The sequence below is a fragment of the Campylobacter mucosalis genome, from assembly GCF_013372205.1.
Lineage (GTDB): Bacteria > Campylobacterota > Campylobacteria > Campylobacterales > Campylobacteraceae > Campylobacter_A > Campylobacter_A mucosalis.
This window is the reverse complement of record NZ_CP053831.1, coordinates 1,289,535-1,302,811: the sequence shown is the minus strand read 5'-3', so window position 1 is coordinate 1,302,811 and position 13,277 is coordinate 1,289,535. Positions and strand designations below refer to the sequence as shown.

General features: G+C 35.0%; 13 protein-coding genes. All 13 read left to right on the top strand.

The features are described 5' to 3' along the window. Positions 1-30: 30 nt before the first annotated feature. The 13 genes from CMCT_RS06810 (at position 31) to CMCT_RS06750 (ending at position 13,129) form a co-directional block, all read left to right on the top strand. Entirely contained in the window at positions 31-921 is an 891-nt protein-coding gene (locus CMCT_RS06810; RefSeq protein WP_034969192.1) for a DMT family transporter, read from the top strand. Next, positions 921-1,718: a 3-deoxy-8-phosphooctulonate synthase gene (kdsA, locus tag CMCT_RS06805; RefSeq protein WP_034969195.1), complete on the top strand. Its 798-nt coding sequence runs from the start codon at positions 921-923 to the stop codon at positions 1,716-1,718. The genes CMCT_RS06810 and kdsA overlap by 1 nt, the downstream gene beginning before the upstream one ends. Before the next feature lie 13 nt (positions 1,719-1,731). Next, the gene (locus CMCT_RS06800) at positions 1,732-4,491 is read left to right on the top strand and encodes an ATP-dependent DNA helicase (protein ID WP_034969198.1); all 2,760 of its coding nucleotides are present in this window, start codon (positions 1,732-1,734) and stop codon (positions 4,489-4,491) included. Positions 4,492-4,505: 14 nt separating this feature from the next. Beyond that, the gene (gene ribH / locus CMCT_RS06795; protein WP_034969200.1) at positions 4,506-4,976 is read left to right on the top strand and encodes a 6,7-dimethyl-8-ribityllumazine synthase; all 471 of its coding nucleotides are present in this window, start codon (positions 4,506-4,508) and stop codon (positions 4,974-4,976) included. A gap of 1 nt (position 4,977) precedes the next feature. After that, the gene (gene nusB / locus CMCT_RS06790) at positions 4,978-5,364 is read left to right on the top strand and encodes a transcription antitermination factor NusB (protein WP_034969202.1); all 387 of its coding nucleotides are present in this window, start codon (positions 4,978-4,980) and stop codon (positions 5,362-5,364) included. Beyond that, positions 5,361-6,038: an orotidine-5'-phosphate decarboxylase gene (gene pyrF, locus CMCT_RS06785; protein ID WP_034969203.1), complete on the top strand. Its 678-nt coding sequence runs from the start codon at positions 5,361-5,363 to the stop codon at positions 6,036-6,038. Before nusB ends, pyrF begins: the two co-directional genes overlap by 4 nt. A gap of 161 nt (positions 6,039-6,199) precedes the next feature. Beyond that, positions 6,200-8,563, top strand: a complete 2,364-nt coding sequence (locus CMCT_RS06780; RefSeq protein ID WP_176325078.1) for a TonB-dependent hemoglobin/transferrin/lactoferrin family receptor — start codon at positions 6,200-6,202, stop codon at positions 8,561-8,563. 80 nt (positions 8,564-8,643) lie between these two features. Then, complete coding sequence (locus tag CMCT_RS06775) at positions 8,644-9,828, top strand: tetrahydrodipicolinate N-succinyltransferase N-terminal domain-containing protein (protein ID WP_034969209.1); 1,185 nt, start codon at positions 8,644-8,646, stop codon at positions 9,826-9,828. Between the two features lie 14 nt (positions 9,829-9,842). Continuing rightward, a complete protein-coding gene (locus CMCT_RS06770; RefSeq protein WP_034969211.1) occupies positions 9,843-10,325 on the top strand; it encodes a type 1 glutamine amidotransferase family protein in 483 nt (160 codons plus the stop codon). Between the two features lie 47 nt (positions 10,326-10,372). Further along, a complete protein-coding gene (gene efp / locus CMCT_RS06765; protein WP_034969214.1) occupies positions 10,373-10,942 on the top strand; it encodes an elongation factor P in 570 nt (189 codons plus the stop codon). 14 nt (positions 10,943-10,956) lie between these two features. Further along, positions 10,957-11,337: an MmcQ/YjbR family DNA-binding protein gene (locus CMCT_RS06760; protein ID WP_034969217.1), complete on the top strand. Its 381-nt coding sequence runs from the start codon at positions 10,957-10,959 to the stop codon at positions 11,335-11,337. After that, positions 11,334-12,500, top strand: coding sequence for a multidrug effflux MFS transporter (locus CMCT_RS06755; protein ID WP_034969220.1), 1,167 nt, complete (start codon positions 11,334-11,336; stop codon positions 12,498-12,500). The genes CMCT_RS06760 and CMCT_RS06755 overlap by 4 nt, the downstream gene beginning before the upstream one ends. Beyond that, entirely contained in the window at positions 12,497-13,129 is a 633-nt protein-coding gene (locus tag CMCT_RS06750; protein ID WP_034969222.1) for a uroporphyrinogen-III synthase, read from the top strand. Before CMCT_RS06755 ends, CMCT_RS06750 begins: the two co-directional genes overlap by 4 nt. Positions 13,130-13,277: the final 148 nt, after the last annotated feature.

The following is a 13,277-nucleotide window of genomic DNA, read 5'->3' as shown; positions in this document are numbered from 1 at the left end:
TTAATAAAATTGCCTTTTGAAAGGCTTATTTTGTTAAAACGATTAATTATTCGAAATTTGGGCGTATATTATATGTTGATTGCTTGTTTGATGTTTGCAATGACTGGGGCTTTTGCGAAAGTTCTTGGAGCATATATGCCAAGTATTGAAGTTGTTTTTTTTAGGAATATTATCGGACTTATCATAGTTGTTTATGCTATTTTGAAATTTCGTCAAACCCAGACTGGCGGACACTTTTGGCTTTTGATGTTTCGTGGATTTATCGGCACGATGGCGATGTTTGCATTTTTTTACAACGTCGCTCACATAAATTTGGCAGCAGCTTTTACCTTTTCTAAGACTAGTCCGATTTTTACGGCGATTTTGGCAACTATGGTTTTTAAAGAAATTTTGAGCCTAAAGGGGTGGGGTGCGATTGCCATTGGATTTGTGGGAATTTTGCTTATTATTCAGCCAAATTTAGGTATCTCAAAGACTGATATTATTGGAATTTTTAGCGGTATAGGCGCTGCTCTTGCTTACACGAGCGTAAGAGAGCTTAAGAAGAGTTACACAACAAATACGATAGTTTTAACATTTATGATTTGGGGGACGATTTTACCGCTTATTTTTATGAGCTTGGCTGAGTTTTTAAGCTATGAACCGCTTGATTTTTTAATATCAAAATTTGTAATGCCAAGTTGGCATAATGCCCTATTTATCGTGCTTATGGGTATAACTGGATTTTTGTTTCAAATTTATATGACAAAGTCCTATGCTGCTGCAAAAAAAGCCGGAGTAGTGGCAGCAGTAAGCTATGCAGACGTGGTTTTTACGCTTGTGATAGGTTTTTTTATGGGCGATTCGTTGCCAAATATGGTGGCTTTTTTTGGTATAATTTTGGTCGTGTTTAGTGGCATATTAGTAGCAAGGGAGAAGTGATGATTTTAATAGCAGGACCTTGTGTTATTGAAAGCGAAGAGCTTGTAATGCAGGTTGCGGAGCGTTTAGCTCATTTTAATGACGATAAGAGAATAGATTTTTATTTTAAGTCAAGTTTTGATAAGGCAAATCGCACCAGCATTAGCTCGTTTCGTGGTCCGGGATTAGAGAAAGGTTGTGAAATTTTAGCCCGTGTTAAAGAGAAATTTGGCTTTAAAATTTTAACTGACATTCACGAAAGCTATCAGGCAGAGCCGGTGGCAAAGGTGGCTGATGTGCTTCAAATTCCAGCGTTTTTGTGTCGCCAGACTGATTTACTTGTGGCTGCTGCAAAAACGAGTGCAGTCGTAAATATCAAAAAAGGGCAGTTTTTAGCGTCATCTGCGATGAAACACTCAGTCAAAAAGGTGCTTGAAACACGTGGTGTAAGTGGCGAGGGATATGAGGTAGCAAGACAAAACGGCGTATGGCTATGTGAGCGTGGAAGCACCTTTGGGTACGGAAATTTAGTCGTTGATATGAGAAATTTAGTGCTTATGCGTGAGTATGCACCGGTGATTTTTGACGCTACGCACTCGGTACAAATGCCGTCAGCTCTTGGTGAAAAAAGTGGTGGAGACGCGAAATTTGTGCCATATTTAGCACGTGCGGCAGCCAGTGTAGGCGTGGATGGATTTTTTTACGAAACGCACATAAATCCGTGCGAAGCGTTATGCGACGGACCAAATATGCTAAGCTTAGACGAGCTTGATAAAGTGGTTGAGCAAACGATGAAAATACAAGAGATTTTAGGATAAACAAGGATAAAATTTGAAAATCTTGGAAGTTATACAAGATACAAATCAAACCATATGTGATAATATAGAAGCAAATAAGATATTAAATGATCGTGGTTTTTTATCACAAAACATTCTGCCCCAGCTTAGGAATTTGGTAGAGCATTGCTCAATGTATATGGTTTTACGTCAAAAAGGATTAGATGATAACATAACTTTAGAAGATGCCAAAAAAACAATACCATCAATACCGGATAAAATAAGCACCATAAGCAAAGAATTTCGTTTTATAAAAAAATTTCATGATTCTCTTCAAATAACAAAGTCTCACTATACGCACGATAAAAACAATTCAGAAAGATTAATGCTAAAATACTATGAGTATCTACTTTTATTAAAAAAACTTTGCAGAGATAAATTTGGCTTAAACATACTTGGAAATTTACATAAGTTTCCACTATACTTGGATAAAAATTTAGATGAATATTATGAAAAAATTTTATCAAAGTTAGATAATTTTACAGACTTTAGGTTGGCAAATAGTAACAACAAAAGTAGATATTATGTTTGGAAGATTAAGCCAGTTTTTATAAAAGAAGAGATTATTTATGAAATTACTTTAACAAATGCTACAGACAATGTTAGTAAATTTAGTCGTATTGTGGCTTTTAGTAAAACTAAAATAAGTGACAACTATGCCATAAAGGCCAAACTTGAAAAGAGTAAAATTTTAATAAAAAATAAAAATATGCCAATTTTTATTATCTCTGAAATTGAAACATCAATAAGGCCTTGTGAATTTGATAATTTTGCTAGAATTTTTGGTAAAAAGAAAAGCTCAAATACTGAAATTGAACGCATAAATAAGTATATTACAAAAAATGATTATAATTTGGTTGATATTATTTGTTTTGATGACAATAAATATAATGAATTTAAGCAAGATATTAAAGCAAATAACATACAAATACACTTTTTGGAGATTTTAGACAAGTGCAGACAAATTTGTCTAAATAATGCAAAAGGAACCAATATATTAAAATATTTACTTTATAGGATGAATAATAAAGTTATAAAAGCTCAAATTTTAAAACAAAAAAATGATCGTGAATATAAACCAAATCATATATTATCGGATTTATATTTACAATATGAAAGCATTCCGTTTGATGATATGCCATTTGCTTCAAGCTTATGCGGACATAATCCAAAAATATCGGACTTATTTGAATGTATTGATTATAAAAACAGAGAACATGAATTTTTGGCTAAATTTATTGTTGGAAATATAGAAAATAACGGTGTACTATATACAAAAGAAAACGAACTTTCTAATTTTTCAAATTTACCAATTTTGATTGATAAATTTAATAATTTACTCTATAAAGATGGTGCAAAACAACAATTACGTAAAATTTGTAAATGGAAAGATAATTATTGCATAAAAAGCTACGAGACGGATATAATTAATATTTTAAAAATATTAAAAGAACTATCAAAGCAAGGCTTAGATGACTATGAAGAATTTGCTAATAATTGGATTAAAGATAATATAAATAAAATTGATGACGAAACAAAAGTAGAAATCATAAAAAAGCTATTTATAAAATCAAAAGTTGCATTTGTTTATGGGGCGGCAGGCACTGGCAAATCAACTTTGGCAAACCATATATCAAATTTATACAATTCTAAAAAACAAATTTTTTTAGCCCAAACACACCCAGCTATCGAAAATATAAAATCCAAAGTACAAAATGCTAATTCTAGTAATACTTATACGATTGCAAAGATTGTAAAATCAAAACAAAAGTTTAAATGTGATCTGCTTTTTATAGATGAGTGTAGTACGGTAAGCAATGCCGATATGGTGCAAATTTTAAATAAAGTAGATTTTGAGCAACTCGTTTTAATTGGAGATACATATCAAATAGAAGCCATAAAATATGGTGTATGGTTTGATATAGCAAGAGAATTTTTACCAAAACATTGCCAGTTTAAACTTGAAAAACCATATAGAACACAAGATGATGATTTATTGAGATTTTGGGAGTGTGTTAGAAAATTTAAACAAGATGATACGATAGACGAATTTGGAGTGTGGGGAAAATACTTTTTAAATTTAGATGAAAAAAATGATGAAATTTTTCATAAACAACATGATGATGAAGTTGTTCTTTGCCTTAATTATGATGGACTTTATGGTGTCAATAATCTTAATAAATTTTTGCAGATTGCAAATAAAAATCCATCGTTTGAGATAGGTAATTTTGAATTTAAAGTAGATGATCCGATTTTGTTTGTAGATAATAATTTTTTTATAAGTGATTTGCATAATAATCTTAAAGGTAAAATAATAAATATTGTAGATCAAAATGAACAAAACAAGCTCTATTTTGAGATTGAAGTTGATAAAATTTTTGAAGAAAACCACTCTTTTACCGCTGGGTTGAAATTAATTTCTAAAAATGATACTAAAAGCATTGTTGGTTTTAGCGTAGATAAAAATATAAATACAGATAATGATGATGAGCAAGAAAAACTTCCATTTATGCTCGCATACGCTGTTTCTATACATAAGTCTCAAGGGCTAGAATACGAAAGTGTAAAGATAGTAATTACGAGAGAAATGGAAGAAAATATTACGCACAGTATTTTTTATACCGCTATTACAAGATCTAAAAAATATCTTAAAATTTACTGGTCACCTGAGACCCAGCGACACATAATAAAAAACTTTAATATAAAAAATAATAGAATAGATGTTTCAATTTTAAAAGCAAAAGAACAAATTTAAGAGTAAGGACAAAAATGAAAATAATTGAAGGCAAACTACGCTTAAATGGAGATGAGAGAGTTGCGATAATAAACGCAAGGTTTAATCACATCATAACCGACCGCTTGGTTGAAGGTGCGCGTGATGCGTTTTTACGCCACGGCGGAGATGAGGCGAATTTAAGTCTGATTTTAGTGCCAGGTGCGTTTGAAATTCCTATGGCACTACAAAAGGTGCTTGAGAGCGGTAAATTTGACGCCGTGTGTTGCGTGGGAGCGGTTATTCGTGGCTCTACACCGCACTTTGACTACGTTTCAGCTGAAACCACAAAGGGCATTGCAAACATCACGCTAAAATACGGACTACCAGTAACTTTTGGCGTTTTAACGGTTGATAATATTGAACAAGCCATTGAAAGAGCTGGTTCAAAAGCCGGCAACAAGGGCTTTGAGGCGATGACTGGCGTTATTGAAATGCTTAGCCTTTATAAAAGCTTAAAGGCGTAAAATGGCTACTCGTCATCAGGCTAGACAAGCGGTAGTTTCGCTACTTTACGCACACGAAATGGGCAGTAGTAGCGATGAGTTTATAGATGAGTTTTTAGAAGAAAAAAAGATACGAAACGAGCGAAAAACTCAGGCGAGTGATACGTTTAGGCAAATTTTAGCTAAGCAAAATGAGATTGATGAAATTTTAAAATCACACCTAAAAGACGGCGATATCAGCAAAGTCGGCGTGGTTGAGAGGGCGATTTTAAGACTTGCCATTTTTGAGATGAGCCTTGGCGATACGGACAGAGCTGTTATCATCAATGAAGCGGTTGAACTTGCAAAAGAGCTTACAAGTGATACCAGTCCACGATTTATAAATGGCGTTTTGGGTGCGATAAAATGAAACTTTGCGTCGCCCTTGATATGGCTAGTCGTGATGAAAATTTAGCCCTTGCTAAAAGCCTTCTTGGGCTTGATTTGTGGCTAAAAGTGGGGCTTAGGGCGTATTTACGCGATGGGGCGGAGTTTGTTAATGAGCTTAAAAATTTGGGTTTTAAAATTTTTCTTGATCTTAAAATTTACGACATACCAAACACTACAGCCGACGCTGCCCAGGTTATTGCAAATTTAAACGTTGATATGATAAATATTCACGCAAGTGCTGGTGTGCGTGCGATGAGCGAGGTGATGGCACGTCTAAATGCCCTGCCACGTCGCCCACTCGTGCTTGGCGTATCGGCACTGACTAGTTTTAGCGATGATGAGTTTAGAGCGGTTTATAACGATAGCATTAAAAATGCGGTGCGAAAATTTAGCCTTAGTGCTTATAGTGCCGGGCTTGATGGTATGGTTTGTTCAGTCTTTGAAAGCAAGATGATAAAGGACGCCACAAGTGCAAAATTTATAACCCTAACGCCCGGAATTCGTCCATTTGGCGAAAGCACGGACGATCAAGAAAGAGTAGCTGATTTAAACACAGCAAAAGAAAATTTAAGCGATTTTATCGTGGTTGGACGTCCAATTTATAAAGCCCAAAACCCACGCCTTGTGGCAGAGAAAATTTTAGCTTCTATATAATATTTAAAATCAAAAATATAGCGCACATAAATATCTTATTACATATAAATATATCGCATTTACGCTAAATTTACTATTTAATATTGATATTAAAAATCAGTTTTTATTAATAAAAAAATCGTTATAATCCTTACCTTAGTTTAAAATTTTAAGGAGATTTTATGCGATATTGCAGTGGTATACTACTAATAATTGCGACTAATTTACTTTTTGCAACCGAGGAAGTCAGTCTTGATGAGATTAGTGTCACGGCTAATAATATATCATCTAAAAAATCTCAGCTAAATAAGAGTGATATTAAAAGGGGGCAGATTTATAACGAAAGGGATTTGGTTAGAAATGAAACTGGCATAACAGTTACTGAGGGTGGTAGAAGCGGAAATAATGGCTATGCTATACGTGGAGTTGATAGTGATAGGGTTTCGGTTAAAGTAGATGGAATGGAGGCTGTTGAAAGCTTTATGCCTAAATTTTACTACGATAAGGGTCTTATGAATGGCAATAGAAACAGCACCGAGATTGAAAATTTAGGAAGCATTGAATTTAGCAAGGGTGCAAACTCTCTTACAAAGGGTAGTGGTGCTATAGGTGGGAGTGTATCTATGCGGACAAAAAATGTAGATGACTTTGTGCGTGATGGAGAAGCATTTGGAGTATACAGTAAAACTGCCTATGCTTCAAAAAATAGTGAGTTTAAGCAAGTTATGGGGGGGGGTGTGAAGCATAATGGCATTGAAGCACTCTTTCAATACACATACAAAAAGGGAAAGGAGACTAAGAATTCTTATAGTGGAAAGGTTGATGATGTCCCATTTTGTGGCACTAGTACAAGTGGCCCCATAAATCACAAATACCCACATCTATGTGGCTATGGTAGAATTTTACCAGACCCGGTGGATTTTACGACACATTCAAGACTCGCAAAATTTGGTTACAGGTTTGCTGATAGCCATTTTTTTAACACCTTTTATGAGGATTTAAAACAGGACTATTTTACAGAACAAAAGAGTAATGCCGTAGCAAGTACAAATAGAAGAACTTTTAAAGAAAAGATACCATATAAGCGATATGGCTTTTACTATGAGTATATGTCAAGCCAAGACAGTTTGGTAAACTATTTAAAAGCTAGTTTTTCAAAACAAAGAGTTAATCAAAAATCTACAAGCAATCAGTATATGAGTTATCCATACAATATAGCAAATAAACTTGATTTGTATAGATCTTATGATTTTTATCAAGATAGAAATCAATTTGATGTGAATGGAATTTTTAGTGAATTTAACACAGCAAATATATCTCATATACCTAGCTTTGGCATGGGTTATCATAATGGCATCTTTAAAAATATTAACAGACAAACAAGATATAACCATTACCATACACCAGCAAAAGTAACAACTAATATTTTTACATACCAACAGCCAGTTAAAAGCGAGCTTTTGTATGTATATTTAAATGATGACATTATATTAAGCGATAAATTAAGCATGAATTTTGGTGCTAGATTTGATAAATATCATTATAAACCACAAGAGGCACAATTGCCTTATGAAAATAGCAAAAAACATAAGCCTGAAAACATAGATGATACAAAATTTAAAGCCCTAACATATCAATTTGGCATTGATTATGAAGTTATGCCACAAACAACACTATCTTATAGTTATAGCACTGGATTTAAAGCACCAAAAGTTGAAGAGATGTATTTTGAGATGCGAGACGCTGGAACTGCCGTATATAGTAGAAATTTGGATTTAAAGCCAGAAAGAGCGCAAAATCATGAACTTAGTATACTAAAAGATGGTGAAAGCTACGCTGTAACAGCCAGTGTTTTTTATACAAGATATAAAGATTTTATAGATACCTCTTATGATGCTACGATAGGTTCATATAATAGTTGGAATGGAAAAACGTTTTATTTTTTAAAAGATTTGACATATAGGCAAATAAATATAGATAGAGCTTATATTAAAGGTATAGAAATAAACTCGCGATTTAATGGCGATCTTATTAATTTGCCTAGAGAATACTATACTACACTTAAAGCAACTTATCAAAAGGGTAGCAAAAACAATGGAACATCTTTACTAGCGGTTCAGCCATTTACTGCGATATTTGGACTTGGATATAGCGGTGAAAAACTTGATGTGTTATTAACTAGTAAATATGTAGCTAGAAAAAAGCCAAAAGATGCCATGTACATGATTGTACCAAATCAGTCATTGGTGAGCAGTTCTTTAAACAGAGATACGGGCGAAATGACACCATTTAACCCCGAGGAATATCCGCATCTAAGCAAGAGCTATGTTATTTTTGATCTAACTGCAGGCTATAAGATAAGTAAAAATTTCAGTATAAATTTTGGTGTGTTTAATCTATTTAACAAAAAATATTCAACTTGGGAAAATCTACGTCAAATAGAATACAACGGAAATCAGGGATCTGTCGGAGATAAAGCAGAGGGTTCAAAACGCTATACGGCACCACGTAGAAATTTTGCTATCTCTTTTGAGGCTAGATACTAAATGACTTTATTTTAAAATACAAAATTTTCTTACTTTAAACTACTTTTTGCTAAACTCTAGCAAAATTTAAGGAGAAAAGAATGAGTAATTTAGTAGATAATTTTACAAAAATCGCTCAAAGCGTAAGAGATGAGGCTGGATATAAAGACCCTATCGCTTTTGCTATTGGCAGAGTAGAGCGTGGCGTGGTAGATAAAAGTGCGATTTTATCGGTAAATTATGCGGTTGTAAATTTCAAAGAGAGCTATTTAAGCGCGGCTGTTATCATTAAGGCGTTAAGAGAGCGCGGTGTGAGCGTGGATTTTAGCGGTAGCGAATTTGTAGCTGATTTTAGTAAAGATGTGGCGCTTAAAGCGTGGGATTTGTTTAAAGTTTTTGAGAGTGAGATAGAAAAACACCAAAATGTAAAGCTAGTTAGAGCGGTTTTAAATGAGCTTGAAAATGCACAAAATGAGAGCAAATTCAGGGTAGCATTTTTATTTAGCGATGAGAAGCCAAAGAGTGTTGAGGCGGTCTATCTAAAACTCTATCTTTTAAGCCAAAACAAGGCAGAACTTCGCTCACTTTGCCTTGACGGGGCGTTTGGGGTGCTAAAAAACGTAGCTTGGGATATAAATGGCAAACCAATTGAGCTTGAATACTTACGCCAAAATGAGATAGAGCTAAAAATGAGAGGCGAGTATCCAGCGATTTTAAGTGTAGATAAATTCCCACGCTTTTTAAGCCACGTAATACCAGCTGATAATACGAGAATTCTTGAAACATCAAAAGTAAGAATGGGTGCAAGCCTAAGTGCTGGCACAACCATAATGCCGGGCGCTGCTTATGTGAATTTTAACGCTGGCACGACCGGTAGCGTAATGGTAGAGGGCAGGGTAAGTAGCTCTGTTGTCGTGGGCGAGGGCTCAGATGTGGGCGGCGGTGCGTCAATTTTAGGCGTATTAAGCGGGACAAATGGCAATCCAGTTGGTATCGGTAAAAACTGCTTACTTGGTGCAAACTCAGTTACTGGCATACCGCTTGGCGATAAGTGTATTGTTGATGCTGGTATTGCGATTTTAGAGGGCACAAAGGTATTTATAAGCGAGAAAGATAGAAAGGCTTTAAGCGAGATAAATCCTAAATTTAGCTTTGATAGAGAGCTTTATAAAGGACTAGAACTTGCAAATTTAAATGGACTTCATTTTAGACAAAATAGCCAAACAGGGCAAATCATCGCAAGTGTTTCAAAACGTGCTATAAAGCTAAACGAGGCACTTCACTAAGATAAAGGGCTAGTATGAATATAGCGGTCGTTATGTATGATAAGATGAATTTAATAGGCTTTTCGCAAATTCTTGGTTATCTGCGAACGTTTGAAAATGCACGTATTAAAACTTGTGCCTTTAAACCCGAGATAGTTGATGAATTTGGGCTTAAAATTCAGCCTGAAATTTACGGCGAGAGCCTGTATGGTGCGGATATGATAGTCGTTCCTGATGGCATAGGAGCTTTAAATTTACGTCACGATGAGATATTTTTATCGTGGATACGTTCAGGTTCATCATCTAAGATAAAATTTGGCTTTGATCTTGGGGTTTTGATTTTAGCTGGTGCTGGTTTTTTGCAAGGCAGACAAGCCACTATCCGTAGAGGATACAAAAATGCACTTAGTGAGTATTGCGGTGTTGTCGATACTAAAATTTGCGAAAATGGCGGTATTTTAAGTGTAAGTGAGTGGGGCGATGATATAAAAGAGCGACTAGCTCAAATTTTAGCTTAAAGTTTTATTTGATATAATCCAAACCTTAAAATTTACAAGGAGAAAATATGGCTTCATATTCAATGGGCGATTTAAAAAAGGGTCTAAAAATCGAAATAGACGGCATACCATACAAAATAGTTGAGTATCAGCACGTAAAACCTGGCAAGGGTGCAGCATTTGTTCGTGCAAAAATAAAGTCGTTTATCGACGGCAAAGTTCTTGAAAAGACTTTCCACGCAGGAGATAAGTGTGAACAGCCAAATTTAGAAGAGAAGCAGATGCAATATCTTTATGATGATGGCGAATACTGTCAGTTTATGGATACAGTAACTTACGAGCAGGTGGCTATTGAAGACGAAGATGTCGGCGACGCTAAAAAGTGGATGATAGACGGAATGATGGTTGATATTTTGTTTCACAACGGCAAGGCTATCGGCGTTGAGGTGCCACAAGTTGTAGAGCTTAAAATCGTAGAAACTCCGCCAAATTTCAAAGGCGACACACAAGGCGGTAAAAAACCAGCTACCCTTGAAACTGGTGCGGTTGTTCAGATACCATTTCACGTGCTAGAGGGCGAGGTTATACGCGTTGATACCGTTAGGGGCGAGTATATAGAAAGAGCAAATAAAGCTTAATTTTTGGATAAGTAGTGATATTAGAGGATATTTTAGCTCATATTTTAACAAAATATAAAGTTGCACCTGAAAATATCTTTGTAAAACATCCTGGCGTTTCGGTTTTTCGCCACAAGATCAGCAAAAAATGGTTTGCACTTTTACTTAGCGTGAAGGTTGAGAAGATAAAGTATGATGATGTTGATTTTGACGGCACTATTACGCTTTTAAATTTAAAACTTCCGCCAGGGCTTATCGTGCTTTTAACGGATAATAAGACCTTCTTGCCAGCCTATCATATGAACAAACGACACTGGATAAGCATAAATTTAGACAGCCCTCAGATAAATAAAGGGCTTGTTTATGATCTTATAAAGCAGAGTTTTGACCTATCCTTAAAAGAGCAAGAGATATGAAAGACAAGCACAACTCAAAAATTTTTTTATTATTATTTTTAGGTGCACTCTCGGCATTTGGTCCATTTGTGATAGATCTTTATTTACCGGCACTTCCGCTTATTTCGCATAGTTTTCACACGAGTGCTTCAATGACCCAGCTTACACTTACGACGAGTATGGCTGGACTTGCTATTGGTCAGCTATTTATTGGGCCAATAAGCGATAAATTCGGACGAAAACTCCCATTAACAATTTCGCTTATAATATATACTATTAGCACAATTGCTATATTTTTTACAAAAAGCATTGAGATGTTTATATTTATGCGAGTTATTCAGGGCTTTTCATCAGCTGGTAGCGTTGTAATATCACGTGCGATAGCCCGCGACCTTTACAGCGGACACGAGCTTACGAAATTTTTCTCTCTTATGATGGTTATAAACTCTTTAGCTCCGATACTTTCGCCAATACTTGGCTCTATTTTGATCAAATTTGCAGAGTGGCACAGCATTTTTATTGTACTATCAATGATTGGCATTGTACTTTTTGTAGCAAATTTTAATTTTAAAGAGAGCTTGCCAAAGCACAGGCGTTTAAAAGTCCCACTTTTAAGCACATACGCCACCTATAAAGAGCTTTTGGTGTATAAAAAATTTATGATTTTTGTTGGAATTTTGACATTTGCTCTTGGTAGTATGTTTGCTTATATTGCCGCTAGTCCATTTATATTTCAGGAATTTTACGCTCTTAGCTCAACCGAGTTTGCAATATGTTTTGGGGCAAATGGCTTATCGCTTACAATAGGTGCGTTCATAGCAAGTAGGATAAAAGAGAAAAGTGCTTTATCGGTTGGAATTTTTGGGCTTATGGTTAGTTGTTTATATCTTGCATTTGTTTTAAATTTCAAGCTTGGTGTTTTATTTGTTATTTTTGGATTTTTTATACAGATGTTTTTTAGTGGTTTTATCTTTCCCACAGCCTCTGCTCTTGCGATGAATTGCGGACAAAACTATGCAGGTTCAGCGTCTGCAATGCTTGGATTTTTCCCATTTTTGCTAGGCGGGATTGTATCTCCGATGGTTGGATTAGGCGATATATTTTTAAGCACGACGATTGTAATTGGTGGCTGTTTTTTGGGTGCTTTTATGTTATTTTTAATATCAAAAAAATATTTAAAATGATATACCTAGTCTCAAATACGCCTAGTAGTGATGAGAGTGTAAAAAATTTAAATCTTAGCCAGATAAAATTTTATGATTTTAGTGTTGATTTAGCAAATTTTAATGCCATCGTAATAACTTCAAAAAATGCCATAAAAGCACTAGAGCAAAACAGTATCGCCCCAAAAGATGTTGAAATTTTTGCAGTTGGCAAGTCAAGTGCAGTCCAAGCAGAGAAATTTGGTTTTAAAAAGATCAACGTTCCATCATCTTCTTATGGAGACGCCTTGTATGATGAGTTTAAGGACGTTTTAAAAGATAGGAAAATACTCTATCTAAGGGCAAAGGATATAGTTGGCGATTTGGACATAAAACTAGCCAAATGTAGCCAAAATTTCACACAGATAGTGGCTTATGAAAGTATTGAAGTAACACAAAATTTAACAGATTTAGAAGACAACTCCGTTTTTATATTCACATCGCCAAAAAATGCTAAATTTTTTTTAAAAAACTATACTTGGAGAGATAGTTTTAAAGCCGTTGCGATAGGACAAAGCACAGCAGAGGCACTAAAATTTATTAGTGGCGTTAGAGTGCCCAAAGCTCAAAGTATAGATGAGTGCATAAAGCTTGCTAAAACGTTACTTTAAGCAAAATCTCTATATAATACTAAATGCCTGAGTGGTGCGAGAAAGCATTTTAACGGGGTCCAACACTATTGTATTAGCGAAGATGTATGGTTGCCTTGTGATGTGGCTTCATTTGAGCTTTAAACGGCGAGAAGTTGCAACCTTTCGG